Raw genomic sequence first — 26,447 nt, forward strand, 5'->3', positions numbered from 1 at the left:
CCCTCTGTCCTGCCCTCTTGGCAAAAACTTGGCATCTCCCCCACGTGGGGAGATTGGCGGTTTCGGCGCCTCGATCACTTATACGCCGCTGGAGATTGGCGAATGCCCAAAGGGACGTCCGATCTCCCCCCTCGTGGAGAGATGGCCGGCAGGCCAGAGGGGGCGCTGTCCAGGGCGCTGTCCCGCCGGCGTCAATTGGGAGAGCAACTGCCAAACAACCTCACGCCTGCGCGGCCAGCCAGTCCCGCACCTTGCGAGCATTGTCGCTGAGCTCCCGGTTTCTCGACCAGATGATATGAAAGCCCTTGCCGGTCGTCATCGTGTGGTCGGTGACGCGCACCAGCAGTCCTGAGGCAAGCAGGCGCGCGGCGAGGTGACCCCAGCCGAGCGCAATGCCTTGCCCTTCCATGACCGCCTGGATCACCAGCGCATAGTCATTGATGCGCAAGCCGCGTCCGGCATCGGTGATGTTGACCCCGGCCGAGTGGAACCACTCGTCCCAGCTCGCGGCCTCGCGAAACGGCTCTTCGAGATGGATGAGCCGGTGTGATGGCAGAGCCTCGACGGTTTCCGGCAGTCCGAAACGCGCCACATAGCTCGCGCCCGCGACCGGGAATATTTCCTCGTCGGCGAGCCGCAGCGAATGATAGTCCGGCCACTCCCTGGGTTCGCCGCCGCGGACGCCGAGCGGGATATCTTCGGCGATGATGTCGAGATCGCGGTCGGCGGTCTGGATGCGCAGGTCGATGCCCGGCAGTTCGTCGCGAAACTGCTGCAGGCGCGGCATCATCCAGAACGAGGCGAAGGCCGTCGACGCGGCGAGCGTCACATGGCCGCCAGTCGCCTGCAGGCGCAGGTTCTCCGCTGACCTGCGGATGTGCGACAGGCCGAGCGAGACGTCGGCGTGGAAGCGATCGCCGGCTTCGGTAAGGCTGACCTGCCGATGGCGGCGCTGGAAGAGTTTCGCGCCGAGCTGCTCTTCAAGCCCGCGGATCGCATAGGACACGGCAGCCTGCGTCATGCCGAGCTCTCGCCCCGCAGCGGTAAAGCTCGACAGCCGGCCGGCCGCCTCGAAAACGATCAGGCTGCCGGCCGACGGTAGCAGATGGCGCAAGCTTCGCATAAGCTGAGCTTATACAAGTGATCAGGATTTTCCAGCGTCACAGCCGAATTTCCTCTCGCTAGGCTGGTCGTCATTGGGAGGATAGAATTGCCATGAACGCACCGGCCGCCGAAGTCACCGAACACGCCAGCCGCCGAGGTGGCGGCCGCCTGGGCCGCAAGGCGCTGCGGGGAACTCCCATGGCGTCGTTTCCGACGCTGGTCCGTAAGATTCCGGTGTATCAGATGGTCCCGGACGAGGCGGTGGAACTGATCCATCAGGAGTCGCTCAGCATCCTGGAAGAAGTGGGATGCGAGTTCCGTGACGACGAGGCCATTGCATTGTGGAAGGCCGCGGGAGCCGACGTCTCAGACACAAGAGTCCGGATCGACCGCGCCCTCCTGATGGAGCTCGTATCGAAGGTCCCGTCGGAGTTCACGCTCAATGCGAGGAATCCGCAGCGTTCGGTGCGCGTCGGCGGAAACAACTCCATCTTCGTGCCGATGTATGGCGCGCCTTATGTGCGCGACCTCGACAACGTCAGGCGCTATGGCACGCTCGGCGACCTTCAAAATTTCCATAAGCTCGCCTACATGGCGCCAGCGCTGCACTCGTCGAGCTCGATCATCTGCGAGCCGATGGAAATTGCGGTGCCGAAGCGTCACCTCCACATCATGCATTCGGCGCTGAAGCATTCCGACAAGCCTTTCATGGGCATCGTAACATCAAAGGATCGCGCCGAAGACACGATGGCGATGGCGGGCATCGTCTTCGGCGAGGACTATGTCCGCGACAATTCGGTGCTGGTGGCGATCACCAACTGCAATTCGCCGCTCGTCTGGGACGCCACCATGCTGGACGCGATGAAGGTCTATGCGCGCCACAACCAGCCACTGATCCTGGCGCCGTTCGCGCTGTGCGGCGCCTCGACTTCGGCCTCTGCCGTCGGCGCGGTCGCGCAGGTCAATGCGGAAGCGCTGGCCGGCGTCGCGTTCACGCAGTTGCTGCGTCCGGGTTCGCCGCAGATCTACGGACAGTTCATGGTCACGGTCGACATGAAGACCGGAGCACCCATGGGCGGCACGCCAGAGGCCGCCCAGATGATGTATCTGATGGGGGCACTGGCGCGGAAATACCGGCTGCCATGGCGCACGTCGGGCTTCCATGTCGGGTCGAAGCTGAACGATGCCCAGGCGGGCTACGAGGCGAACATGCTGATGCATGCCGCCATCCTTGCCGGCGCCAACTACATCTGGCACTCCGCCGGATGGCTCGAGGCCGGCCTGACCTGCGGCTATTCAAAATTTGCTACGGACTGCGAACAGCTTGTTGGCTGGTACAAATATGCTGGCGGCCTCCCGTTCGACGATTTCAAGGAAGCGATGGCGGCGATCCGCGAGGTGGGGCCGCAGGGACACTTCCTCGGCACCCAGCACACGCTTGAACATTTCGAGTCCGCCTTCTTCATGCCCAGCATCATGGACTTCAATTCGTATGAACAGTGGAAGGCTGAAGGGGCAAAGGACCACGACACGCGCGGCCGCGAGAAAGCGCGCAACATGCTCGCGGATTATGAGGAGCCGAAGCTCGATGAGGGCATCGCCGACGGCCTGACAGACTTCATCGCGCGCCGCGAGGGGAAGCTGCCTGACAGCGTTAGTTGATGCGAAGGGCGAAGACCCGACGAAACCATAAGGGAGGAAAAAATGGCACTCTTCAGAAGCAACGGTGATCGCGTGCCGAATGCGATCGAGGCGATGGCTAAGGAGGCCCGCTCAGGCCGGATGGACCGGCGCGAATTTCTGGCGCTGGCAAGCACGTTCGGGGCATCGACTGCCCTTGCCTACGGTATGATCGGTCTTGCGATGCCGGAACAGGCTTTCGCCGAAGAGCCGAAGAAAGGCGGAACGCTGCGCGTATCGATGTCGGTGAAGGCGCAGAAGGATCCGCGCACTTACGACTGGGTGGAACTTGCGAATATTTCGCGCTGCTGGCTCGAGCCGCTTGTCCGTTACACCCGCCAGTTCACATTCGAGCCGGTCCTGCTCGAAAGCTGGGACGTCAACGATGACGCCACCGAATATGTGCTGCATCTGCGAAAGGGCGTCACCTGGAACAACGGCGATGCTTTCAACGCCGATGATGTCGTCTACAATCTGACGCGTTGGTGCGAGAAGGAAGCCTCCGGCAATTCGATGGCCGCGCGCGTCGGTGCGCTGATCGACGCAAAAACCGGCAAGGCCAAGGAGGGCGCGATCACCAAGGTCGACGACAACACGGTCAAGCTGAAGCTGAACGAACCTGACATCTCGCTGATCCCGAATTTCACTGACTATCCGGCGCTCGTCGTCCACCGCAAATTCGATGCCGACGGCGCCGATCCGATCGCCAAGCCGATCGGCACTGGGCCTTTCGAACTTGTGTCTTATTCGGTCGGCCAGAACGCAATCGTCAAGCGACGCGAGAATGGCAAGTGGTGGGGCGGTGAAGCGCCGCTCGACAGCGTCGAATTCATCGACTACGGCACTGACTTCAACGCCTCGGTGAATGCCTTCGAATCCGGCGAGATCGACGTCAATTTCGAGACACCCGCCGACTTCATCGACATCCTCGACCAGATGGATCTGGTGAAATCGGAGGTCGCGACAGCGACCACGCTCGTTGCCCGGACCAACATCACGCACAAGCCTTATGATGACCAGCGAGTGCGCAACGCGCTGCAAATGGCCGTCGACAACAATGCGGTGCTCGAACTTGGCTACGCCGGGCGCGGCACCCCAGGTGAAAACCACCACGTCAGCCCGATTCATCCGGAATACTACCCGCTGCCAAAGAAGACACGCGACGCGGCGGGCGCCAAGACGCTGATGGCCGAGGCCGGACAGGCCGATTTCGAGCATGAACTGATCACCGTTGAGGACGACTGGCAAAAGAACACCGGCGATGCGATTGCCGGCCAGCTGCGCGATGCCGGGATCAAGGTGAAGCGCACGGTGCTGCCGGGATCGACCTTCTGGAACGACTGGACGAAATACCCCTATTCCATGACCATCTGGTACATGCGCCCGCTCGGCGTTCAGGTGTTGGCGCTCGGCTATCGCACCGGCGAGGCCTGGAATGAAACGGCGTATTCGAATCCCGATTTCGATGCCAAGCTCAAGCAGGCTCTGTCGCTCATCGACGTGGAGAAGCGCCGCGAGGTGATGAAGGATGTCGAGCAGATCTTGCAGGATTCGGGCGTCATCGTGCAGCCGTTCTGGCAGAAGCTGTATAGCCACATGAACAAAAAGGTGAAGAATTACGCCGTCCACCAGACTTTCGAGATGGACCTCCAGAATGTCTGGCTGGACGCTTGAGCTAGCGCCCAAGGGCGCCTGAGTTAACGCCCAAGTGGGATTTCATGGGGCGGATTTCATGGGCTGCAAAAAAGCCGGAATGCAGGATTCGTGGTATGACGGTTCCCACCACGAAAGCCTGGAGATTATCGGATGAGACTGACTGTGCTGGCCGCCGTTCTCTCGATCGCAGCGCCTGCGGCCGCCTTGGCCGGGCCGGCATCCAATGCGGTGAAGTTCTTCTACATGCCCGAGGTCAAGTTCGAGGCCGACGCGAAATACCGCGACCGTTTCACCGAGCCGGTGACCAAGCTGTTCGACCTCAACGACCAGGCACAGAAGAACAAGCCGGACGAAGTGCCTTGCATCGACTTCGCCCCGGGTCTCGACGCGCAGGACTATGACGAGAAGACCGTCGCCAAGACGCTGAAGCTGTCTGAAGCGGTGGATGGCGACAGTGCCAGTGTGACAGTGACGTTCAACCTTTTCCCGGAAGGCGATGGTTCCAAACGCGAAATGGTCTGGTCGCTGAAGAAAGTTGACGGCAAATGGAAGGTCGCCGACATCACCTCGAAGACCAGCGGCTGGACGCTGAGTGCGCTCGAATGCCTCGCCGGCCAGACTCCGGAGTGATGCCATGGCCCGCGCCCCTGGCCCTGGCGACTGTGTGCCTGCTGGCGGCGGGTTTGAGCAGCACCGCTGCTCAGGACCTGATCGGCGCGCCGCCCGCAAATGCGCCGGCCGCGTCCCTGCCGACTGATGGGGCCCCGGCAGCGCCGGCGCAGCCGGGCTCGCCGACGGCGGTGGTGAAACCGTTCTACGAGCATGCAGGGCTCGAGCTCGATCCGGCCCAGCGCAGCCACTTCGCCGATCCGGCGAAGTCGGTGCTCGACAAAAGCGATGCGCTGCGGAAATCGGGGCAGGGCGAGTGTCTCGATCCCAACATGGCGCTGGACAATGCGGCGTACGATAGGGCCGAGATCGACAAGAGCCTAAAGACTATCGAAGCGGTCAAGGGCGACGAGGCCAAGGTGGTCGTCGCCTTTGTCCTTGCCGGCAATCCGCACCGGCTGGAATGGAAACTCAAGAAGATCGATGACGATTGGAAGATCACGGATCTTCTGTCGGTGACCGGCGAATGGGCGCTCAGTCAGTACCAGTGCGAGTGAAAGCGAACCGATGAAGATCACCAATATCCGCGTCACCCATGTCAACGTTCCGCTAGACGCCCCGTTCTGGTGGACGGCTGGTCTCTACGGCGGCGCCTCGAAGTCGATCATCGAGGTCGAAACGGACGAAGGCGTGGTCGGACTGGGCGAGGCGCCGTGGTGGCATTTCGGCGAGGTGATCAAGGCCGAGATCGCGCCGGCGCTGATCGGCGCCGATCCGCTCGACATCGCCGATTGCGAGGCGCGCTGCGTGCCGCCTTGGCAGATCACCGCCAACACCGGCGAGAATGCCGCTTCGGTGGCCTTTGGCGCCGTCGAACTGGCGCTGTGGGACATCAGAGGCAAGGTCTTCGGCATGCCGCTCTACAAAATCCTTGGCGGCGCCGTGCGCAAGGACATTCCGTTTTCGGAATATTTTTCGTTTCGCGCCGCGCGGGGCGGAGCGGGTGGCGAGATGACGTCCGAAGCGATCGTCGAGTACTGCCTAAAGATGCGCGAGGAGCATGGCTCGACCATCTTCGAAGGCAAGCTGATCATGGGCGATCCCGAGCTCGAGATCAGGACCGTGCGCATGCTGCGCGAGGCGCTTGGTGATAAGGCGCAGATCAAACTCGATTCCAACATGCAGTGGTCGCTGACCACGGCGCGGTGGGTGCTGCGCGAGATCGAGCCGTTCAACATCCGCAACTACGAGGATCCGGTCGCGACCTTCGAGGAGATGGCGGCGCTGCGCCAGCATTCGCGCATTCCGTTTTCCACGCACATCCCGGATCTCAGACGAGCGGTCGCGCTCGGTGCGCCGGATTACTTCGTCTGCAATTTCGCAGCACTTGGCGGATTGTCGAAAACCCTGAAGTTCATTGCCGCCTGCGAGGCGATGGGCAAGGGGTTCTGGTGCTATTCGAACGATCTCGGCATCATGACATCGGCCTATCTGCATGTCGTCGCTGCGACGCCGTGGATCACCGAAGCATCGCAGTCGCTGTTTCGCTGGCAGATCGGAGACGTCATCAAGGACGGTCCGTTCCGGCAGACCGGCAACACGGTGCGTGTGCCGGAGGGCAACGGGCTGGGCGTCGAACTCGACCCCACTGCAATGAAGCGCTGGGCCGGGCACTTCGCTGAACACGGGCCGATGGGCCATTTCAGCGACCCGAACAATCCCGGCCGCTACCGCCGGCTGCCGCTCAACTGATGCAACATACGTTCCGTAGAAACTCAGGCTCAGCCGCGCCCGCGATAGGGTGCGACGCCGGTGTCGGGCAGCCACGCGCCTTCAGGCGGCGCGCCGGTCTGCCAGAACACGTCGATCGGAATGCCGCCGCGCGGATACCAATAGCCGCCAATGCGCAACCACAGTGGTTTGGTCGCGGCGATGATGCGGCGGCCGATCATGACGGTGCACTCTTCATGAAAGGCGCCATGGTTGCGAAACGAGGTCATGAACAGCTTGAGCGACTTCGATTCCACCAGCAGCGTATCGGGTGCATAGTCGATGACGATATGGGCGAAATCCGGCTGGCCGGTTACCGGGCAGAGCGAGGTGAACTCCGGGCAGGTGAAGCGAACGATGGCCGGCGGCCCGTCGCCGCGCGAAAACGGCACGGTTTCCAGGACTGCCGCTTCAGGGCTCTGTGGCGCCTCGACGTTGGTGCCGAGCTGGGTAAGGTTTTTCGTATCGGTCATGGGCGGGTTCCTTACTGCATGTCGCCCAAAAGCCTGTCCACGGGCCTGACCCGAGGGTGCGCAGCGGTTTTGGGATACGACATGCGCGAAAACAAAAATTTGCCGCTCTTTAGCACAATTTGAAACAGCAGGAAGACGATGACCACCAACGATCCGCTTCTCCAGCCCTATCAGCTCAAACATTTGACGCTGAAGAACCGGGTCATGTCGACCAGCCATGAGCCGGCCTATTCCGAGGACGGCATGCCGAAAGAGCGCTACCGGCTCTACCACGCCGAAAAAGCCAAGGGCGGCATGGCGCTGACCATGACCGCCGGCTCGGCGATCGTCTCGCGCGACAGCCCTGCCGCCTTTGGCAATCTGCATGTCTATGACGACCACATCGTGCCCTGGCTCACCGAGCTCGCCGATGCCTGCCACGAGCATGACTGCAAGGTGATGATCCAGATCACCCATCTCGGCCGCCGCACCGGCTGGAACAAGGCCGACTGGCTGCCGGTGCTATCCGCCTCGCCGGTGCGCGAGCCGGCGCACCGCGCCTTCCCCAAGACCATCGAGGACTGGGATATCGAGCGCATCGTCGCCGACTACGCCGCCGCCGCGCAGCGCTGCCAGGCCGCCTGCCTCGATGGGATCGAGTTCGAGGCCTATGGCCACCTGATGGACGGCTTCTGGTCGCCGGCCACCAACCAGCGCGACGACGATTTCGGCGGCTCGCTCGACAACCGCTTGCGCTTCACCGGTATGGTGCTCGACGCCGTGCGGGCGGCGGTTGGCGAAAAGTTTGTCGTCGGCGTCCGCATGGTCGCCGACGAGGATTTTGAGAAGGGCCTTTCGAAACAGGAAGGTGTCGAGATCGCCAGGCGACTGGCCGGCTCCGGCAAGGTCGACTTCCTCAACATCATCCGCGGCTCGATCGAAACCGATGCCGCACTGACCAAGGTCATCCCGGTGACCGGCATGCGGTCGTCGCCGCATCTCGACTTCGCCGGCGAGGTGAGGGCGGCGACGAAATTCCCGACCTTCCATGCGGCGCGTATTTCCGACGTTGCCACCGCGCGTCACGCCATCGCCACCGGCAAACTCGACATGGTCGGCATGACCCGCGCCCACATCGCCGATCCGCACATTATTCGGAAGGTGATGGAGGGCCGCGAGCACGAAATCCGCCCTTGCGTCGGCGCCACTTACTGCCTCGACCGCATCTATGAGGGCGGCGAGGCGCTGTGCATCCACAACGCGGCAACCGGCCGGGAGGCTGATATCCCGCACATCATCCCGAGAACCGAGGGACCAAAGCGGAAGGTGGTCGTCATCGGCGCCGGTGCCGGCGGGCTGGAGGCGGCGCGTGTCGCTGCCGAGCGCGGGCACCAGGTGACGGTGCTGGAAGCATCGAGCCAAGCCGGCGGCCAGGTGCGGCTGGCGACGCAAAACCCACGCCGCAAGGAGCTGATCGGCATCATCGACTGGCGGCTGGCCGAACTCGACCGGCTCGGCGTCGAGATCCGCTACGACACTTGGGCGGAGAAGGACGATGTTCTGGCGCTGTCGCCCGACGTGGTGGTGGTCGCCACCGGCGGCCTGCCGCAGAACCCGCCGTTGGCGGCGGGCGACAATCTCGTCACTTCGAGCTGGGATATCATGGCCGGCAGCATCAAGCCGGCCGAGAACGTGCTGCTCTACGACGACAATGGCGGCCATCAGGGCATGGGTGCCGCCGAGCTGATCGCCAATAGCAGTGCAAAGCTGGAGCTGGTTTCGCCCGAACGCTTCTTCGCCCCGGAAATGGGCGGCATGAACCACGTGCCCTATATGCGCGCCTTTCAGGAGAAGGGCGTCACCATAACCATCAACACGCGGCTGCGTTCGGTGCGGCGCGAGGGCAATCAACTGGTTGCGGAGCTCGGCTCAGACTTCGCCGACGGCTGGCGCGGCGAGCGGCGGGTCGATCAGGTGGTGGTCGAGCACGGCACGCTGCCGCTCGATGATCTCTATCTCGCACTGAAACCGCTGTCGAAGAACGGCGGCGCGGTCGATTACGAGCGGCTGGTCGGTGGTGGCGACATTTTTCCGGCGCGCAATCCGCAAGGTGGTTTCGTGCTCTTCCGCATCGGCGATGCGGTCGCCTCGCGCAACATCCACGCCGCAATCTATGACGGCATCCGGTTCGGATTGCGGATCTGAGGACTGTTGATTGGTGGCGCGCAGCCCAGCCTCCGCACGGAGAGCCACCAGGCACGTTGGTCCGATCTGCGCGCCGCGCACGCCGCCGGCTTGCGGCCGGAAATCGTACGATCTTGTCAATTGCGGCGGGCCCCGCTCAGAAAAGCCTGGCGGTAGCCATACAAAGTACGGTGATGACCAGCAGCGATGCGTTCGCCTCGTGTCATCTTCGCGCGCAGCTGGGTTTCCGTCGCCGCGTCAGTGCCGGCAAGCTGCCTGATTGATCCCAACTGTCGGACGTATTGTTTCAGTGGGCTCGCGATGCTATTTATGACCACAGTGGTCATAAACTGGGGTAACAGCATGCGCGAAATTCAGTTGAAGGATGCCAAGGCTACGCTTTCGGCGGTGGTCGATCAGGCCGTCGCGGGAGAACCTGCCGTCATCACGCGTCGCGGGCGCAAGCAGGCCGTGATCCTGTCGTTCGAAGACTACGAACGGCTGTCGCGAGTGCCTAGCTTCGGACAATTACTAGCGGCTTTTCCCGGTGACAAAGGCGATATTCCTCCCCGTTTTCGCAAACAGGTTCGCAAGGTTGCGTTGTAACGCAGTCGATTGGTCCTGATGTTTCTGCTGGATACCAACATCATCTCGGCAATCGCTCCGGCCAAGAAGGCGGATCGGGCAGCGCTGGCAACATGGCTCGACAAAGCCAGCGGACACCTGTTCCTGTCCGTTGTCACTGTATCCGAAATCGCTGCAGGGATAGCCAAGGCCGAGCGCGAGGGTGCGACGACAAAGGCGGCTTTGCTACGCAATTGGTGGCAAGCGGTCGAGCACCTTTATGGACAAAGAGTTCTTCCCTTCGATTTGCGCGCCGCACATGCCGCCGGGTCCATCCTTGATCGGGCAAGGGCGCATCGGCCAGGGTTCGAAGACATAGCGATCGCCGCGACGGCCGAGGTCCACGGTTTGACGATACTGACCGACAACGAGCGTCATTTTGCACCGCTCGGGGTGCCGATGCTCAACCCGCTGAAGAACTTGCCGCCATTGCGGCAGTCAGCGGCAGATCGGCCTTAGCCGGACTCACCCGTCAGCCCGCCATTTCCGAAGAGGCGTGTCAAGGCTGGCGCCTTACGCCCGGCTTCCCCGCAGCAGCGTTAGCCTGGCTTTCTTCGGCGCCCGCGCGACCAGCCATTCGCGTGCCGTGTCCTGCGGCATCGGGAAGGCGATGGAATAGCCCTGCACCTGGTCACAGCCGATCGCCATCAGCGAATCGAGCTCGGCCTCGGTTTCGGCGCCCTCGGCGACGATCGAGATGCCGAGGCCGCGGGCGAGTTCGGTGATGGCCCGCACGATCTTGGTGTTGTCGTCGTTCTCATTGATATTCTGGACGAAGCGGCGATCGATCTTAAGCCGGTCGATCTCGTTCGGGTTGACGTGGCTGAGCGACGCGTAGCCGGTGCCGAAATCATCGAGTTCGAGATGAACACCGGCGGCGCGAATGTGCCGCAGCTTTGCCGCGATGCCGGTCTTCTCGTCGTCGAGAATGACGGATTCGACGATTTCCAGTGACAGTTTTTGTGGCGGCAGGCCAGTTTTTTCCAGCACGCCGAAGAGGAAGGCGTCGAAATCGGGCTCACGCAATTCGGAGCCGGACACGTTGACGGCGAGCCGTCCAAAGGCGACACGGGCGCGGTTCCACTCGGCCGCCTCGCTGATTGCCTTGGCGATGACAATGCGGCCGATCGCAGGCATGAGTCCGCATTTTTCGGCAACCGGAATGAACTCGCCCGGGGCGATCATGCCGCGTTCGGCATGTTCCCAGCGAACCAGCGCCTCGATGCCGCCGATCGTGCCGTTCGACAACGAAACCTGTGGCTGGAAATAAACCTGGAACGCCTTCTCCGCGATCGCGATCCTAATGTCATGCTCGAGTTGCTTGCGGAGATCGAGTTCATGCCGCAACTCCTCGGAGAAGAATGAGATGCTGCCGCCACTCTGCTTCTTGGCGGAGTGGAGCGCGAGATCGGCATGGACGAGCAGATCTTGCGCATTGTCGGCGTCGATCGGATAGACGGCGACACCGGCGCTGGCGCCTGGAAGAATGGTCGTGCCCTGAAAGACGATCGGTTCATTGATCTGCGTCAGGACGCGCCTGGCGACCATGTTGATGTCCTCGGTGCCGCCGGCACCATTGAGGATCATTACGAACTCATCGCTGCCGAGACGCACGCAGAGATCCGACGCCCGGCACGAATCGCGCATGCGCTGCGCCGTCACCACCAGCACATAGTCGCCGGCGGCGTGGCCAAGCGTGTCGTTGATCTGCTTGAACCGGTCGAGGTCGAGGTGGACCGCCGCAAGCCGCTCTCGCCGGCGCTGTGCCCCCTTGATCAGCGTATCGAAATGGTCGGTCAGGAAGGTGCGGTTGTGCAGGCCGGTAAGGCCGTCATGCACGGCGATGAAGGCCATGGAATTGCGGGCATCGATGAGTTCATGCGTCTTGCGCAGAATGACGTTCGACATCGGCCTGAAGATGAAAAGTGCCACCAGCACGATGACGCCGATGGTGGTGTAGAACAGCGTTCGATGGAGATCGAGAAGTGTTTCCGATCGCGCATCGGCATGGGCGCTGATGCGCTGGCCGAGTGCCGCATAGCCCGACAGGGTCGCATTGGCGATGGAAGCGTCGAGGTTAACGCGTTCGCCGCCGCCCTTGTAGCCGCCATTATCGGCCATACCGAGTCGTGATTCAAACGCCGAGATCAGACGTTGGCCGTTGGCGATAAGCCCGACCGAGAAGTAATCGAGATGAAACGGCTTGGCGAAAAGCACGCTCTCGACTGACTTTGGATCGAACCTTGCCGGTGACGCCGGGTCGGCGACGATCCGCTCGAGCAGAAGGTCGTAGTTCCTCTCGAACTCCGCCGTGGCCTGTTTGAATGCGGTGACCAGAGCCGGTTGTTGGTTGCGCGAAGCAGCACCTGCAGCGTTTGCAAGGAAGACAATGCGTTGCGACAGCGTCTTTTGCATGCCGACAATATCGAGCAGCGTACCGTCGTGCCGCTGGGCAGCCATCATCTGCTGGAGAAGGATGAAGGAGGCCATCACCATGGCTGCAATGATCAGCAGCGCCAGCCAATAGCCGGCCTTGATCAACAGTATGAGCCTGCCCGAAATGGATTGCGCCGGTTGCTGCGACATTTTCTGGGGCGGTCCCTCTCGCCGACAGATTGTTAGGTGTGAGAACCATTGGCTTGAAAGTGTTAACAGCTCCGGAAGTCGACAGAGCTGCGATAGCGGCAGCGGTGGAAAGCTCGCGAAATGGTTATCGCGTTCTTTCGTGCCGCAACTGCATTTGAATATCCGCCATTTGGCCTCATTCTGGGGCGGCATTCTGGCCACTGGCCGTCGCGGCACTGAAGCGGTCGCTTTTGCGGTGGATTTTTCGCCCGCGAGGGGCGACAGTCCATTCAAATCTCAACAGGGCCTGATCATGAGCGCGGCATTCCTCTCCCATATCGACAGCGAGCTTCAAGGGCTGAAATCGGCCGGCCTTTACAAATCCGAGCGGGTGATCACCTCGACGCAGTCGGCCGAGATCGAGGTGGGCGGCGAAAAGGTGCTGAATTTCTGTGCCAACAACTATCTCGGGCTCGCCGACAGCGCCGAATTGCGCGATGCGGCCAAGCAGGCGCTTGACCGCTACGGGTACGGCATGGCGTCGGTGCGTTTCATCTGCGGCACACAGGAAGAGCACAAGCAGCTCGAGGCGACGATTTCCGGCTTCCTCGGCATGGAGGATACGATCCTCTACGGCTCCTGCTTCGATGCCAATGGCGGCCTGTTCGAGACGCTGCTCGGCGAGGAGGATGCGGTCATCTCCGACGCGCTGAACCACGCTTCGATCATCGACGGCGTGCGGCTGTCGAAGGCGAAGCGCTTCCGCTATGCCAACAACGATATGGCCGACCTGGAGGCGCGGCTGAAGGAGGCAAGGGATTGCCGTTTTCGGCTGATCGCTACTGATGGTGTATTTTCCATGGACGGCATCATCGCCAATCTGAAGGGCGTCTGCGATCTCGCCGAGAAGTACGATGCAATGGTGATGGTAGATGACAGCCATGCAGTCGGCTTCGTTGGCAGGAACGGCCGCGGCTCGGCCGAGCATTGTGGCGTCGAGGGCAGGGTGGACATTATCACCGGCACGCTCGGCAAGGCATTGGGCGGCGCGTCGGGCGGCTACACATCGGCCAAGAGCCAGGTGGTTGAGTGGTTGCGCCAGCGCTCGCGTCCTTATCTGTTTTCCAACACGTTGATGCCGGCGATCGCCGGCGCCTCGATCCGGGTTTTCGAACTGATCGGCAATGGCGATTCGCTGCGTCAGCGTCTCTATGCCAATGCGGCGCACTTCCGGTCTGAAATGGGTAAGCTCGGCTTTACGCTTGCCGGCGCCGATCATCCGATCATCCCGGTCATGCTGGGCGATGCGACGCTGGCGCAGGAGATGGCGGCGCGCATGCTGAAGCGCGGCATCTATGTCATCGGCTTCTCGTTTCCGGTGGTGCCGAAAGGCCAGGCGCGCATCCGCACGCAAATGTCGGCCGCCCATTCCAGCGCCGACATCGACCGTGCGGTCGAGGCGTTCGGTGCGGTCGGGCGCGAACTCGGCGTGATTTCCTGAACGGCCGAAACCGAAAAGCGATTCCGGATCAAGAGTTTCAAGGGACAAAAGAATGTCGAACATGATGAAGGCGCTGGTCAAGGCCAAGGCCGAGCCGGGCATCTGGATGGAAGAGGTGCCGGTGCCGGAAATCGGCCCGAACGACGTTCTGATCAAGATCAAGAAGACCGCGATCTGCGGTACCGACGTCCACATTTACAATTGGGACCAGTGGGCGCAGAAAACCGTGCCGGTGCCGATGGTGACCGGCCATGAATTCGTCGGCACGGTCGCCGACTTTGGCGCGGCGGTGACCGAGTACAAGATCGGCCAGCGTGTTTCGGGCGAAGGCCACATCGTCTGCGGCCACTGCCGCAACTGCCGGGCGGGCAGGGGGCACCTGTGCCGCAACACGCTCGGCGTTGGCGTCAACCGGCCGGGCGCCTTCGGCGAATATCTGGCGATCCCGCAGCACAATGTCGTGCCGATCCCCGACGACGTGCCCGACGAGATCGCCGCAATCTTCGATCCCTTAGGCAATGCCGTCCACACCGCATTGTCCTTCGATCTCGTCGGCGAGGACGTGCTGGTCACCGGCGCCGGGCCGATCGGTATCATGGGTGCGCTGGTGGCGCAGTGCGTCGGCGCGCGAAAAGTGGTCATCACCGACATCAACCCGGTGCGGCTGGCACTGGCGAAAAAGCTCGGCGTCCAGCATGTGGTCGACGCGTCGAAGGAAAAGCTGCGCGATATCATGCCGGCGCTCGGCATGACCGAAGGTTTTGACGTCGGCCTCGAAATGTCGGGCGCCGCACCCGCCTTCCGCGACATGATCGACGCCATGAACAACGGCGGCAAGATCGCCATTTTAGGCATCGCGCCGACCGGCTTCGAGATCGACTGGAACAAGGTCATCTTCAAGATGCTGCATCTCAAGGGCATCTACGGCCGCGAGATGTTCGAGACCTGGTACAAGATGATCGCGCTGGTGCAGGGCCCGCTCGACGTCAGCGGCCTGATCACCCACCGCATTGGCATCGACGACTTCCAGACCGGGTTCGACGCGATGCGCAGCGGCAATTCGGGCAAGGTGGTGATGGACTGGTAAGCGCCTAATCCTTGCCCAGAGCCTCCTTGAGTGCACCCAATCCATTTGTGATCGCAGTGCGCTCGCCAGCGCTGAGTTTTGCCAGCAATTCCCGCTCGAACGCCTTTGCCAGCGGCACCATCTCGCGATAGGCGGCGAGGCCCGCTCCAGTCAGCGTCAGGTGCTCGATGCGGCGGTCATTTTCATCCGGTTTTCGCGTGAGCCAGCGACGCCGTTCGAGTTCGGCAACGGCGCGCGAAACCTTGGTCTTGTGCATGGCGGACTGCTCACCGAGCGCTGTTGCGGTCATGCTGCCGTGCTGGCCGAGGCCGGCCAGCGTGCGCCATTCGGGCCGCGTCAGGCCGTGGCGATCTTTGTAAATCCTGGAGAATTCGCGGCTGACGGCATCGGCGAGCCGGTAGAGCCGGTAGGGCAGGAAGCTTTCGAGTTCGAGAATTTCCAGTTCCTCTGAGGTCTCGCGCTTGGTCGTCATTTTCGTAGCCGCCGCATCTTTAAGTAGTTGATGGTTACATTTTCAATGGTTACAAATGAAACCAGTTTAGTCAATCCAGAGCGCCGCGCGTCCTCGTGGGCGCACAAAAGACGCTCTGGCAGTGTGAATCCGGGAGGAAACCATGGCTTTTTCCTACATGCCGGGGTTCGGCAACGACTTCGAAACCGAAACCTTGCCTGGCTCGCTGCCGCAAGGGCGGAATTCGCCACAGCGGCCGGCCTACGGTCTCTATGCCGAGCAGCTCTCCGGCTCGCCCTTCACCGCGCCACGCGGCACCAATGAGCGCTCCTGGCTCTATCGCATCAGGCCGAGCGTCAGGCACACCGGCCGCTTCAAACCAGCGACCTATCCGCTGTGGAAGAGCGCGCCGAATATCGGCGATCACGAGCTGGCGCTCGGCCAGTATCGCTGGAATCCGGTGCCGATGCCGAAGGAGCCGACCGACTTCATTGCCGGCATGCGCTCGATCACCACCGCCGGCGACGTGCTCGGGCAGACCGGCATGGCGGCGCATGTCTATGTCGCCAACCGCTCGATGGTCGACGACCATTTCTTCAACGCCGACGGCGAGCTGCTGGTCGTGCCGCAGGTCGGCAGCCTGCGCTTCGTCACCGAAATGGGCGTCATCGAATTGCGACCCGGCGAGATCGCGGTGCTGCCGCGCGGCCTCGTTTTCAAGGTCGAACTGGTCGATGAAACAGTGCGCGGCTATGTCTGCGAGAATTACGGCGCCAAGCTGACCTTGCCGGATCGTGGCCCGATCGGCGCCAATTGCCTGGCCAATCCGCGCGATTTCAAGACGCCTTGCGCCTGGTTCGAGGAGAAGGAGACGCCTTGCCGGCTGATCGTGAAATGGTGCGGCCAGTTGCACGTCACTGAACTCGATCATTCGCCGCTGGACGTGGTGGCGTGGCACGGCAATTATTCGCCCTACAAATATGATCTAGCCACGTTTTCGCCGGTTGGTGCGATCCTGTTCGACCATCCCGATCCGTCGATCTTCACGGTGCTGACCGCGCCGAGCGGCGAGGAGGGCACCGCCAACATCGACTTCGTCATCTTCCCGCCGCGCTGGCTGGTGGCCGAAAACACGTTCCGCCCGCCTTGGTACCACCGCAACATCATGAGCGAGTTCATGGGCCTGATCCACGGCCAGTACGACGCCAAGGAGGAGGGCTTCGTACCGGGCGGCATCAGCCTGCACAATCTGATGCTGGCCCACGGGCCTGATGCCCCTGGCTTCGAAAAGGCCTCGCGCGCTGAGCTGAAACCGGTCAAGCTGGACAACACCATGGCCTTCATGTTCGAGACGCGATTCCCGCAGATGCTGACCCGCTACGCCGCCGAGGTTGAGACCCGGCAAGAGAATTACATCGACTGCTGGGCCGATCTGAAAAAGCGCTTCAACGGCACGCCCGAGGGCGACTGGTCTTGAGCGCTGATCCAACGCGGGATCGGCTGGTGCTGCTGGGCTCCAAAGGCGGCCCGGCACTCCGGCCCGGCGGGCCGTGGCCGAGTTCGTCGCTGTTGGAGATCGGCGGCCGCACCGTCGTGGTCGATTGCGGGCTAGGCGTGACGCGCGGGCTGGCCGATGCTGGCTTCAGCCTGAAGGAACTCGACCTGATCTTCATCACGCATCTGCATTCCGACCATGTGCTGGAGTTGGGACCGCTGATCCACACCGCCTGGACGGCGGGTCTGGCGACACCGGTCACCGTGTTCGGCCCGCCCGGCACCGGCCATTACTGGCAGCGCTTTTGTCAGGCGATGGAATTCGACATCGAGGTCCGCATCGCCGACGAAGGCCGGCCTGATATCGAAGATATGGTTTCGATCATCGAGTTCGGCGAAGGCGGGGTGATGAAGGAACGTGGCCTTAAGGTTGCGGCGCTGCGAGTCGACCATCCGCCGGTGACCGACTGCTTTGCGCTGCGCTTCGAGCATGCCGGACAAAGGGTCGTGTTCTCGGCCGATACGGCATTCTTTCCGCCATTGGCCGATTTTGCCAAAGGTGCCGACATCCTCGTCCATGAAGCCATGCTGGAAGAAGGCATCGAGCGGCTGGTTGCGAAAACCGGCAATGGCGCGCGGCTGAGGGAACATCTGCTCGCCAGCCACAGTTTTGCCGGGCAGGCGGGGCGCATCGCCACCGACGCCGGGGTCAGGCGACTGGTGCTCAACCACCTCATTCCGGCCGACGATCCCGAGATCGGCGAGGCCGACTGGATTGCCGCCGTCAGGAAAACATGGGCCGGCGACTTGACGATCGCCCACGACGGCCTTGTTGTGGGATTAAGCGGCACCAAAGCCGCATCAGGAGAGGAAACCGCATGAAGCTTGCCACATTGAAGGACGGGACGCGCGACGGAAAGCTGGTCGTCGTCTCGCGCGACCTGACGCGGTTCACCGATGCCTCGTTTCTGGTGCCAACGCTGCAGGCGGCGCTCGACGGCTGGAGCCGGATCGCGCCGCATCTGGCCGCCATGGCGGAATCGCTGGAGAACAATGCGGTGCCGTCAGCGCGTTTTCACGAGCATGACGCCCATTCGCCGCTGCCGCGCGCCTACCAATGGGCCGATGGCTCGGCCTATGTGAACCATGTCGAACTGGTGCGGAAGGCGCGCGGCGCCGAAATGCCGGCAAGCTTCTGGACCGATCCGCTGATCTATCAGGGTGGTTCGGACAGTTTCATCGCGCCGCGTGATCCGATCCGGGCGACCGACGAGGCTTTCGGTATCGACATAGAAGCGGAGGTCGCCGTCATTGTCGACGATGTCCCGATGGGGGCAAGCCTCGATGAGGCAAGAGCCGCGATCCGGCTGGTCATGCTGGTCAATGACGTCACGCTGCGCTCCCTTACCGCGCCAGAGCTTGCCAAGGGCTTCGGCTTCTTCCAATCAAAGCCGTCCTCGGCTTTTTCGCCCGTCTCGGTGACGCCGGACGGTCTCGGCGAAGCCTGGGATGGCGGCAAGGTCAAACTGCCCCTGCTGGTCGATCTCAACGGCAAGCCGTTTGGCCGGGCAAACGCCGGCATCGACATGACCTTCGATTTTCCGGCGCTGATTGCACATGCCGCGAAAACCCGGCCGCTGGCCGCCGGCAGCATCTTCGGTTCGGGCACGGTCTCCAACAAGCTCGACGGCGGCCCTGGCAAGCCTGTCTCGGCAGGCGGCGCCGGCTATTCCTGCATTGCCGAGTTGCGTATGATCGAGACCATCGAAACCGGCGAACCCGCAACTCCGTTCCTGCGCTTTGGCGATACGGTGCGCATCGAGATGAAGGACCGGACCGGACATTCGATTTTTGGTGCGATCGAGCAGAAGGTCGAGAAATACGGGGCATAAGAGAATGACAGGCGGGACGGTCTATCTTCTTTGCGTTGTCTGGGCTCTTCTCATGCTGGCGATCTTCATCCAGGCGTTCCGGCTGAGCTATCGCATCGAGGCGCGTTCGCCCGGCCTTACCAACCGCAGCGGCTTTCCGCGCAACGCAATGATGTTCCACACGGTCACCAACATCAACGTCGCGCGGGATCAGGAAACGCAAGCCATCCGGCGGCGCATGAATCGGCTTCTGCTGATCGTTCTCGCCGGATTTGCGCTTCTGTGGGCGGGCGTGTCTTTGGTCCAGTCAGCGGAGTGAAGTCCATGGACTTGCTGAACCATTTCCGCCGCATGGCAGCCAACAATCTCTGGTCGAACGACCGGCTCTATCGCGCCGTGTTGCAGCTTAAGCCCGGTGAATTCGAAGCCGAGCGCACCAGCTTCTTCCCGTCGATCAAGGCAACGCTCAACCACATCCTGGCGGTCGACTATCTCTATCTCGATTTTCTAGAACAGGGCGGCGTTGGCGCCGCGGCCCATGACGATTTCGTGCCGTTCGATGAACCACAAGCGCTGTTTCCCGCCCAGGTTGCGGCCGACCGGCGGCTGATCGCCTTTTGCGATCATTTGTCGGTGGATGATCTCGACCGCCGCGTCATCACCGACCGGCGCGAGGACGGAAAAATACCGGAGCGCATCGGCGATCTGCTCGCCCACCTCTTCATCCACGACATCCATCATCGCGGCCAGGTGCACGCCATGCTGTCCGGCACGTCGGTGAAGCCGCCGCAGCTCGACGAGTTCTTTCTCGACTATGATCTGAGGCTCAGGCAGGCGGAGGTCGAGCGGCTGAATCTGGATGGTGGTAAATAATTATTGTAGTTACGAAAATTATTGAAATAATTATTGTAGATACATAAATTCTGATGAGGATCGTTTGGGACGAACCGAAGCGGTTGGCCAACATAGAGAAACACGGATTGGATTTCGCAGCGCTGGATGAAGAGTTCTTCCTTGCCTCGACGATCCGGACGGCCAGAGCCGGCCGCGTCATGGCGATTGGTGCCGTAGTCGGTGGCGTTGTCGCTGTGGTTTTTGCCCGGCTGGGCACCGAGGGCATTTCTATAATTTCGATGCGGCCGGCCAACCAGGCGGAAAGGAGATTGTTCGATGGCAAAACCTAAGCTGAATACTACGAAGCCTGACAGCGAATTTCAGCCAGGCAAGGGTTTTACCAAGGAAGATTGGGACGCCGTTTCGGACAACCCCGAATGGACTGAGGAGGATTTCAAAAACGCTCGTCCCTTTGCTGAAGTTTTTCCGGACCTCGCCGAAAGCATTCGCCGCTCGCGCGGGCGGCCGGCGCTCGACAATCCGAAGAAGCAGGTGACACTCCGGCTCGATAGTGACGTAGTCGCCCGCTTTCGTGCGGGCGGTCCCGGTTGGCAGAGCCGCATCAACGACATTCTGCGCAAAGCCGCCGGCCTAGCCAAATAAACGTTGCCTGTGACGGCCGTCATTTCGCATACTCGTCCCATTCGGGGCCGAGTTCGTCAAAATCGTCGGCGATCTGGATTGCGCCCTTCATGGCGCCGGTGCGAGGCAGGAACTCCGACATGGCCGGCGGCACGAGCCGCGCCGCGACTTTGCCACGACGGATAATCACAATCTCTTCGCCGGCTTCCGCGCGCCTGACGAGTTCCGACAGTCTTGCCTTGGCCTCTGCGATCGGTATGTTCATGGCCAGAGTCTGAGCTACTACTGACCGAATCGCAAGAAGTCCTGCCGCCTTACTCCGCCGCCTGCACCTTCAGCACGCCGCGCTTGATCTGGTCCTGCTCGATCGATTCGAACAGCGCGCGGAAATTGCCCTCGCCAAAACCTTCGTCGCCCTTCCTCTGGATAAATTCGAAGAAGATCGGGCCGATCACGGTTTTTGAAAAGATCTGCAGCAGGATCTTGGTCGTGCCGCCGTCGACCACGCCTTCGCCATCAATCAATATGCCGTGCTTTTTCATCCGCTCGATCGGCTCGTCATGGCCGTGCACGCGGGCATGAGACATCTCATAATAGGTTTCGGGCGGGCCGGGCATGAACTTCAGCCCGTTGGCGGCCAGCCTGTCGGTGGCGCCGTAGATCTCATCCGTGCCAACGGCGATGTGCTGGATGCCTTCGCCATTATACTTTTTCAGATATTCGGCGATCTGGCTGGTCTCGTCCTTGGACTCGTTGAGCGGGATACGGATCTTGCCGCAGGGCGAAGTGATGGCGCGGCTGACCAGGCCGGTGATCTTGCCGTCGATGTCGAAGAAATGGATCTGCTTGAAGCCGAACAGATCGCGATAGAAATCCCACCATTTGTCCATGTTGCCGCGATAGACATTATGGGTGAGGTGGTCGAGATAATAGAAGCCGACGCCTTCCGGCTTCGGGTCGCGCGCGCCCAGCCAGTCGAACTCGGCATCGTAGGCCGAGCCCTTCTCGCCGTAGGTTTCGATGAAATAAAGCAGCGAGCCGCCAATGCCTGATATCGCCGGTACGTCGAGCGCCTTGTCGACGCCCTCATAGGATGTGGCACCCTTGGCGACGGCATGGTCGAACGCGTGCTTGGCGTCGACCACCCGCCAGGCCATCGAGGCCGCGCAGGGGCCGTGCCTGTCGACGAACTTCATCGCATGCGAGCCGGGCTCGGCATTGACGACATAGTTGATGTCACCCTGCCGCCAGACGGTGATGTCCTTGGTGCGGTGCTTGGCTACCGGCACATAGCCCATGCGGGTAAAAAGCTCGGCGAGCTTTTCCGGTTCGGGATGCGCGAACTCGACGAACTCGAAGCCGTCGGTGCCGGCGGGATTGGCCTTGCTGATCTTTGCGGGCGGTGCGTCGTGTGGGAAGGGGCCCATGGTGTTGTCCTCCAAAAAGCTCTGTGGCCGGAAAAGGCCATTTCCGGGTAATCATAGCGCGGAACGGGCGCATGGTGCTTGCATTCACACGCTTTAAATGCTCGAGTGATGCGCGAACTGTGCACGTATGGAGAGGAATCCATGGATGATGCGCGCGTTGATCAGTTTGACCGCAAGATAATGGCTCTGTTGCAGGGCGACGCACGGCTGACCAACAACGATCTTTCGGAACGGGTGAACCTGTCGGCGTCGCAATGTTCGCGCCGGCGCCAGAGGCTGGAAGAGGACGGTTACATCAGGGGCTATCGGGCTGTGCTCGACCGCGATAAGCTCGGCTTCTCGCTGGTCAATGTCATCTCGGTGACGCTCGCCACCCACAACCGCGACAATGCACAGCGCTTCGGCGAATTGGTGGCGCGACTGCCGCAAGTACAGGAAGCGCACGCGCTGACCGGCGAAATGGACTACATCCTGAAGGTGGTGACGCCGGACCTGAAGTCATTGTCGGAGTTCGTCAACGGCGTGCTGCTGCCGCACGAATCCGTGCAGCATGTGAAGACGGCGATCGTGCTGGAAACGCTGAAGGAAACCGGCGCGCTACCGATTTAGCCCTTCGATTGCTGGATCAGCCCGTAAAGGTTGGTGCAGCGGGCGCCGGAACGGCAATAGGCGAAGACCGGGCCTTCGAGTTCATCGAGCGCCTCGGCCTGGTCCTCGACATTCTCGGCCGTGATCTGGCCGCTGATGACCGGGATGTAGCGGAAAGCGAGTCCGGCAGCTTCGACCGCTGCCTTGACACTGTCCGCTGATGGCTGGCCGGGCTGCTCGTCATCCGGCCGGTTGCAGATGACGCTCTTGAAGCCGGCGGCCTTGATGGCGGCGACCTCATCGGGCTGGATCTGACCCGCGACCGAGTAGTCCTCGGTGATCTGACGATATTCCATGATGGCGTCCTCGCAATGTTCGATACCTGCTGGCCAGGGGCGGAGTCTTGCCACTCCCAGGCCTGGGCGGCAATCCGTGCAAAAAGAAATCCCGCTGCGCAGATAGACATTCTCATGCGGGAAATCCAGCCGGGCTACCTACAGCACCCCGCGTCCTTGGATCCACAAAGGACGCTGTAGCATTTTGTTGCCCCACGTGCGCAAGCCCGACTGAGCGGACGGCGTCGACCGCTCAGCTTCCGAGGATCGCGCCTTTGATCTGGGCGATGTTGTTGTGCATCAAGTCGATATAGGTCGAGGCCGGACCGTCGAATTGCGACAGCGCATCCGAATAGAGCGTGCCGCCCACCGCGATGCCCGTCTCGCTGGCGATCTGCTCGATCAGCCGGGCGTTGGTGATGTTTTCGATGAAAACCGCCGCCGCCTTGTCCTGCTTCACCTGGCTGACCAGCTTGGCGACGTCGGCAGCGGACGGCTCCGACTCCGTCGAGACCCCTTCGGGGGCCAGGAAGGTGAGGCCATAGGCCTTCTCGAAATAGCCGAAGGCGTCATGGGAGGTGATGACCACACGCTTCTCTTCCGGGATGGACTGGATTGCCGCTTTCACTTCGCCTTCGACCGCATCGAGCTTCGCGGTGTATGCGGCGGCATTGGCCTTGTAGCTGTCGCAACCCTCAGCGTCGGCGGTGCAGAAGGCGTCGGCGATGTTCTTAACATAGATTTTCGCATTGGCGATCGACTGGAAGGCATGCGGATCGGTGTCTTCGCCTTCAGCGGCGTCGGCATCGGCGAATTCGGCTTTGAAGTTGATCGGCGTGACGCCCTTGGTCAGAACGGCGATTGTCGCCTTGGTGGCGCTGGCGTCGACCAGGCGCTGCAGAAAGCCTTCGAAATGCAGGCCGTTGACCAGCACCACATCCGCACCCGCCATTGCCACCGCGTCCGCCGGGCTCGGCTCGTAGACATGGGCATCGCCATCCGGCCCGACGATGGTGACCAGATTGATGCGGTCGCCGCCGACATTTTTGGCGAAATCGGCGATGATGGTGAAGCTGGCGGCCACTTTCAATGGCGCTGCGAAGGCCGAAGATGCGCCAAAGGCAGTTAATGTTATAACGCTCATCGCCAAGGCGGCGCGGATCGACTTCAGCATGGAAAGGTCTCCTTTTTGGGATCAGGCGGTTCTGTGGCGGTGATGGACGATACGGGCGCGCAGGACGCCGCGCGTGCCGAACAGGATCGAGGCAAAATAGACGACGCCGGCGGACAGGATGATGGCCGGACCGGAAGGCAGCGACACGTGGTAGGACAAGAGCAGCCCCGCGACGCAAGAGGCAAAGCCAATCAGCACCGCCAGCACGCACATCGGCTCGACGCGCATGGTCCAGAAGCGGGCGGCGGCGGCAGGCAGCATCATCAGCCCCACGGAAAGCAGCGTGCCGAGCGCCTGGAAGCCGCCGACGAGGTTGAGCACGACGAGGCCGAGGAAGATGAAATGCACCGGGCTGCCCAGCCGGCTGACCGAACGCAGGAACAGCGGGTCGAGACATTCGGCGACCAGCGCTCGCCAGAAAATGGCGAGGCTGACCAGCGTAACCAGCACGATGCCGCCGATCAGCGTCAGCGCCTCATTGTTGAGCGCCAGCACGGTGCCGAACAGCACATGCATGAGATCGACGCTGGAGCCGCGGATCGACACCATCAGCACGCCGATGGCCAGCGAAATCAGGTAGAAGGCCGCCATCGAGGCGTCCTCGCGCTGGATGGTGAAACGCGAGACGGCGCCGGCGCCAAGTGCGACGATAATGCCGGCAATCAACCCGCCGATGGTCATCGGCAGGATCTCCAGCCCATAGAACAGGAAACCGGCGGCAGCACCCGGCAGGATGGCGTGGGCCATGGCGTCACCGGAAAGGCTCATGCGCCGCAGCATCAGGAAGACGCCGACGGGGCAGGCGCCGAGCGACAGCATCAGCGACCCGGCAAGCGCCCGCTGCATGAAGGCGAAATCGGCGAACGGAGCGATGAAAAGACCGTAGAGCGTGTCCATCACGCCGCCCTCGGCCCGGAGCCGTGATGATGGTCGTGCCCATGATCGTGCGCAGGATCGCCGTGCTTATGGTTGTCGGGCTCGCACCAGGGCGCGTTCTCCTCCCAGGCTTCGTGGAAGCGGCGCGCGCGCAACAGGTTTTCCGGCCGCAGCGTTTCCTTGGTCTCGCCCCAGGCGATCGGCTGGCGCGCCAGCAACAGCGTTTCGGGGAAATTCTGCCGTACCAGCTCCAGATCGTGGACGACGACCATGATGGTTCGCTCCTCGCCATGCCAGCGCTTGATCATCGCGATCAGATCGCCGACCGTCTTGGTATCGACGGCATTGAATGGCTCGTCCAGCAGGATGAGGTCGGCATCCTGCAGCAGAACGCGGGCAAACAGCGTGCGCTGCAGCTGGCCGCCCGACAGCGTGTCGATCGGGCGCTTCTCGAAGCCGCCGAGGCCGACGGCCATCAGCGCCTGGCTGACCGAATCGCGATCCTCCCTGGTGTAGCGGCCGAGCAGCCCCCGCCGTGGCCACAGTCCGAGCGAAACCAGATCGACGACCCGGGCGGGAAAGGAGCGGTCGAGCTCCGATTGCTGCGGCAGATATGCGGCGCGCACGCAGGGCGCCCGGACAACCGTGCCGGCCATCGGCTTCAACACGCCGACGATACCCTTCATCAGGGTCGACTTGCCCGAGCCATTGGCGCCGACGACGGCGGTCAGTGACCCCCGGCGGATCGTGCCGTCAAGATGATGGATCGCCGGATGGCTATTGTAGCCCAGCGTCAGATCGCGGAAGGTCAGGCAGGTTTTGGTCATGTGACGATCCGTGGGGGCACGACTGGTACGGCGGCGGCAGATTGGTATGTGATGTTATTACATTAGTCAACAAGCCAATCGGGCGGAATTGCGGCGATCGGAGCAATTTGCCGTGTGCCTATTTTCGCCTATGCCCTGCTGGCTCAAGAGGATTCACTCAGTCGACCTTGCCCCCGGCAGACGGCGACTCTAAAGAGGCGCAACCGACAATAGAAGGAAACATCCCATGAGCATTCGTCGCATCGATGTTGGCCCGCGCATGAGCCAGATCGTCATCCACGGCAACACCGTCTATCTGGCCGGTCAGGTGGGCGAGCCGGGCGGAAACGTCGGCGCCCAGACCAGGGACATTCTGGCGGCTATCGACGAATTGCTGGCCAAGGCCGGAACGGACAAGACCAAGATCCTGCAGGCGATCATTTGGCTGGCCGACATGAGCACCTTTGCAGAGATGAACGCGGAGTGGGACAAGTGGGTGCCGCAGGGCCATACCCCGGCCCGCGCCACCGGCGAGGCCAAGCTTGCCGGGCCGGAATATCTGGTCGAGATCATCGTTACCGCTGCGGTTTGAGATGCGGCTCTTAACCCTCCCACTTGGGGGTGTTTGGACCGGGGACATCGCGAACAGGTGTGCGAGGACATCGCGAACAGTTTGGCGCGCTTTGCGCTGGGGGTTCGAGATGCCATTCGAGGACA

Annotated in this window: 29 protein-coding genes; 19 read left to right on the plus strand and 10 right to left on the minus strand. The window is 61.9% G+C overall.

The genetic code is table 11. The annotated features are described in order from the left end of the window. Window positions 1-220: 220 nt before the first annotated feature. Window positions 221-1,123, minus strand: coding sequence for a LysR substrate-binding domain-containing protein (locus tag NKH12_RS02870; RefSeq protein WP_352951803.1), 903 nt, complete (start codon window positions 1,121-1,123; stop codon window positions 221-223). Between the two features lie 92 nt (window positions 1,124-1,215). Between NKH12_RS02870 and NKH12_RS02875 the strand changes: the two genes are divergently transcribed. The 5 genes from NKH12_RS02875 (at window position 1,216) to NKH12_RS02895 (ending at window position 6,801) form a co-directional block, all read left to right on the plus strand. After that, window positions 1,216-2,766, plus strand: a complete 1,551-nt coding sequence (locus NKH12_RS02875) for a trimethylamine methyltransferase family protein (RefSeq protein ID WP_352951804.1) — start codon at window positions 1,216-1,218, stop codon at window positions 2,764-2,766. 42 nt (window positions 2,767-2,808) lie between these two features. Next, window positions 2,809-4,458, plus strand: coding sequence for an ABC transporter substrate-binding protein (locus NKH12_RS02880; protein WP_352951805.1), 1,650 nt, complete (start codon window positions 2,809-2,811; stop codon window positions 4,456-4,458). Between the two features lie 132 nt (window positions 4,459-4,590). Then, complete coding sequence (locus tag NKH12_RS02885) at window positions 4,591-5,070, plus strand: DUF3828 domain-containing protein (RefSeq protein WP_352951806.1); 480 nt, start codon at window positions 4,591-4,593, stop codon at window positions 5,068-5,070. After that, the gene (locus NKH12_RS02890) at window positions 5,070-5,606 is read left to right on the plus strand and encodes a YqhG/Tai3 family protein (protein ID WP_352951807.1); all 537 of its coding nucleotides are present in this window, start codon (window positions 5,070-5,072) and stop codon (window positions 5,604-5,606) included. The genes NKH12_RS02885 and NKH12_RS02890 overlap by 1 nt, the downstream gene beginning before the upstream one ends. A gap of 10 nt (window positions 5,607-5,616) precedes the next feature. Further along, window positions 5,617-6,801, plus strand: a complete 1,185-nt coding sequence (locus NKH12_RS02895; RefSeq protein ID WP_352951808.1) for a mandelate racemase/muconate lactonizing enzyme family protein — start codon at window positions 5,617-5,619, stop codon at window positions 6,799-6,801. A 29-nt stretch (window positions 6,802-6,830) separates the two neighbouring features. Here the strand turns inward: NKH12_RS02895 and queF are convergent, their stop codons facing one another. Then, window positions 6,831-7,292 carry a preQ(1) synthase gene (gene queF / locus NKH12_RS02900; RefSeq protein ID WP_123151602.1) on the minus strand — a complete coding sequence of 154 codons (462 nt, stop codon included), beginning with the start codon at window positions 7,290-7,292 and terminating at the stop codon, window positions 6,831-6,833. A gap of 138 nt (window positions 7,293-7,430) precedes the next feature. Here queF and NKH12_RS02905 point away from each other — a divergent pair, with 138 nt between their 5' ends. The 3 genes from NKH12_RS02905 to NKH12_RS02915 all read left to right on the plus strand — a co-directional run bounded on the left by NKH12_RS02905 (window position 7,431) and on the right by NKH12_RS02915 (window position 10,538). Beyond that, the gene (locus NKH12_RS02905; protein WP_352951809.1) at window positions 7,431-9,476 is read left to right on the plus strand and encodes an oxidoreductase; all 2,046 of its coding nucleotides are present in this window, start codon (window positions 7,431-7,433) and stop codon (window positions 9,474-9,476) included. A gap of 342 nt (window positions 9,477-9,818) precedes the next feature. After that, window positions 9,819-10,061, plus strand: a complete 243-nt coding sequence (locus tag NKH12_RS02910) for a type II toxin-antitoxin system Phd/YefM family antitoxin (RefSeq protein WP_352951810.1) — start codon at window positions 9,819-9,821, stop codon at window positions 10,059-10,061. A gap of 18 nt (window positions 10,062-10,079) precedes the next feature. After that, window positions 10,080-10,538 (plus strand): type II toxin-antitoxin system VapC family toxin, encoded by a 459-nt coding sequence (locus tag NKH12_RS02915; protein ID WP_352951811.1) that lies wholly within the window; start codon window positions 10,080-10,082, stop codon window positions 10,536-10,538. Window positions 10,539-10,592: 54 nt separating this feature from the next. Here NKH12_RS02915 and NKH12_RS02920 read toward each other — a convergent pair whose 3' ends face one another. Then, the gene (locus tag NKH12_RS02920) at window positions 10,593-12,665 is read right to left on the minus strand and encodes a putative bifunctional diguanylate cyclase/phosphodiesterase (RefSeq protein ID WP_352951812.1); all 2,073 of its coding nucleotides are present in this window, start codon (window positions 12,663-12,665) and stop codon (window positions 10,593-10,595) included. 292 nt (window positions 12,666-12,957) lie between these two features. Here NKH12_RS02920 and NKH12_RS02925 point away from each other — a divergent pair, with 292 nt between their 5' ends. Beyond that, complete coding sequence (locus tag NKH12_RS02925) at window positions 12,958-14,145, plus strand: glycine C-acetyltransferase (RefSeq protein ID WP_352951813.1); 1,188 nt, start codon at window positions 12,958-12,960, stop codon at window positions 14,143-14,145. A 52-nt stretch (window positions 14,146-14,197) separates the two neighbouring features. Next, entirely contained in the window at window positions 14,198-15,232 is a 1,035-nt protein-coding gene (gene tdh / locus NKH12_RS02930) for an L-threonine 3-dehydrogenase (protein ID WP_254025083.1), read from the plus strand. Window positions 15,233-15,236: 4 nt separating this feature from the next. Here tdh and NKH12_RS02935 read toward each other — a convergent pair whose 3' ends face one another. After that, window positions 15,237-15,674 (minus strand): MarR family winged helix-turn-helix transcriptional regulator, encoded by a 438-nt coding sequence (locus tag NKH12_RS02935; RefSeq protein WP_352951832.1) that lies wholly within the window; start codon window positions 15,672-15,674, stop codon window positions 15,237-15,239. Window positions 15,675-15,846: 172 nt separating this feature from the next. Here NKH12_RS02935 and hmgA point away from each other — a divergent pair, with 172 nt between their 5' ends. From hmgA to NKH12_RS02970, 7 genes are read left to right on the plus strand one after another with little or no spacing between them, the layout of a single operon-like run. Then, the gene (gene hmgA, locus NKH12_RS02940; protein WP_352951814.1) at window positions 15,847-17,160 is read left to right on the plus strand and encodes a homogentisate 1,2-dioxygenase; all 1,314 of its coding nucleotides are present in this window, start codon (window positions 15,847-15,849) and stop codon (window positions 17,158-17,160) included. Beyond that, window positions 17,157-18,059, plus strand: a complete 903-nt coding sequence (locus NKH12_RS02945; protein ID WP_352951815.1) for an MBL fold metallo-hydrolase — start codon at window positions 17,157-17,159, stop codon at window positions 18,057-18,059. The genes hmgA and NKH12_RS02945 overlap by 4 nt, the downstream gene beginning before the upstream one ends. Beyond that, window positions 18,056-19,069, plus strand: a complete 1,014-nt coding sequence (locus NKH12_RS02950; protein ID WP_352951816.1) for a fumarylacetoacetate hydrolase family protein — start codon at window positions 18,056-18,058, stop codon at window positions 19,067-19,069. The genes NKH12_RS02945 and NKH12_RS02950 overlap by 4 nt, the downstream gene beginning before the upstream one ends. 4 nt (window positions 19,070-19,073) lie before the next feature. Continuing rightward, complete coding sequence (locus NKH12_RS02955; RefSeq protein WP_352951817.1) at window positions 19,074-19,367, plus strand: hypothetical protein; 294 nt, start codon at window positions 19,074-19,076, stop codon at window positions 19,365-19,367. 5 nt (window positions 19,368-19,372) lie between these two features. Further along, window positions 19,373-19,921: a DinB family protein gene (locus tag NKH12_RS02960; protein WP_352951818.1), complete on the plus strand. Its 549-nt coding sequence runs from the start codon at window positions 19,373-19,375 to the stop codon at window positions 19,919-19,921. A gap of 53 nt (window positions 19,922-19,974) precedes the next feature. Beyond that, a complete protein-coding gene (locus tag NKH12_RS02965) occupies window positions 19,975-20,232 on the plus strand; it encodes a BrnT family toxin (protein WP_352951819.1) in 258 nt (85 codons plus the stop codon). Further along, window positions 20,219-20,545, plus strand: a complete 327-nt coding sequence (locus NKH12_RS02970; protein ID WP_352951820.1) for a BrnA antitoxin family protein — start codon at window positions 20,219-20,221, stop codon at window positions 20,543-20,545. The genes NKH12_RS02965 and NKH12_RS02970 overlap by 14 nt, the downstream gene beginning before the upstream one ends. Before the next feature lie 19 nt (window positions 20,546-20,564). Here the strand turns inward: NKH12_RS02970 and NKH12_RS02975 are convergent, their stop codons facing one another. After that, window positions 20,565-20,789 (minus strand): type II toxin-antitoxin system Phd/YefM family antitoxin, encoded by a 225-nt coding sequence (locus tag NKH12_RS02975; RefSeq protein WP_352951821.1) that lies wholly within the window; start codon window positions 20,787-20,789, stop codon window positions 20,565-20,567. Window positions 20,790-20,838: 49 nt separating this feature from the next. Continuing rightward, complete coding sequence (gene hppD / locus NKH12_RS02980) at window positions 20,839-21,951, minus strand: 4-hydroxyphenylpyruvate dioxygenase (protein WP_352951822.1); 1,113 nt, start codon at window positions 21,949-21,951, stop codon at window positions 20,839-20,841. A gap of 141 nt (window positions 21,952-22,092) precedes the next feature. Here hppD and NKH12_RS02985 point away from each other — a divergent pair, with 141 nt between their 5' ends. After that, complete coding sequence (locus tag NKH12_RS02985; protein ID WP_292310674.1) at window positions 22,093-22,560, plus strand: Lrp/AsnC family transcriptional regulator; 468 nt, start codon at window positions 22,093-22,095, stop codon at window positions 22,558-22,560. Here the strand turns inward: NKH12_RS02985 and NKH12_RS02990 are convergent. From NKH12_RS02990 to aztA, 4 genes are all read right to left on the minus strand, one after another. Continuing rightward, on the minus strand, window positions 22,557-22,895 hold the full coding sequence (locus NKH12_RS02990) for a protein tyrosine phosphatase family protein (protein WP_352951823.1): 339 nt from the start codon (window positions 22,893-22,895) through the stop codon (window positions 22,557-22,559). The genes NKH12_RS02985 and NKH12_RS02990 overlap by 4 nt on opposite strands. A 232-nt stretch (window positions 22,896-23,127) precedes the next feature. After that, window positions 23,128-24,048, minus strand: coding sequence for a metal ABC transporter substrate-binding protein (locus tag NKH12_RS02995; protein ID WP_352951824.1), 921 nt, complete (start codon window positions 24,046-24,048; stop codon window positions 23,128-23,130). A gap of 21 nt (window positions 24,049-24,069) precedes the next feature. Then, window positions 24,070-24,945 (minus strand): zinc ABC transporter permease AztB, encoded by an 876-nt coding sequence (gene aztB / locus NKH12_RS03000; RefSeq protein ID WP_352951825.1) that lies wholly within the window; start codon window positions 24,943-24,945, stop codon window positions 24,070-24,072. Beyond that, window positions 24,945-25,751 carry a zinc ABC transporter ATP-binding protein AztA gene (gene aztA, locus NKH12_RS03005; RefSeq protein WP_352951826.1) on the minus strand — a complete coding sequence of 269 codons (807 nt, stop codon included), beginning with the start codon at window positions 25,749-25,751 and terminating at the stop codon, window positions 24,945-24,947. Before aztA ends, aztB begins: the two co-directional genes overlap by 1 nt. 226 nt (window positions 25,752-25,977) lie before the next feature. Here aztA and NKH12_RS03010 point away from each other — a divergent pair, with 226 nt between their 5' ends. Further along, on the plus strand, window positions 25,978-26,322 hold the full coding sequence (locus NKH12_RS03010; protein ID WP_352951827.1) for a RidA family protein: 345 nt from the start codon (window positions 25,978-25,980) through the stop codon (window positions 26,320-26,322). Window positions 26,323-26,447 lie beyond the last annotated feature (125 nt).

Origin of the sequence: Mesorhizobium sp. M1322, from assembly GCF_040318085.1 — a bacterium.
Taxonomy (GTDB): Bacteria; Pseudomonadota; Alphaproteobacteria; order Rhizobiales; family Rhizobiaceae; genus Mesorhizobium.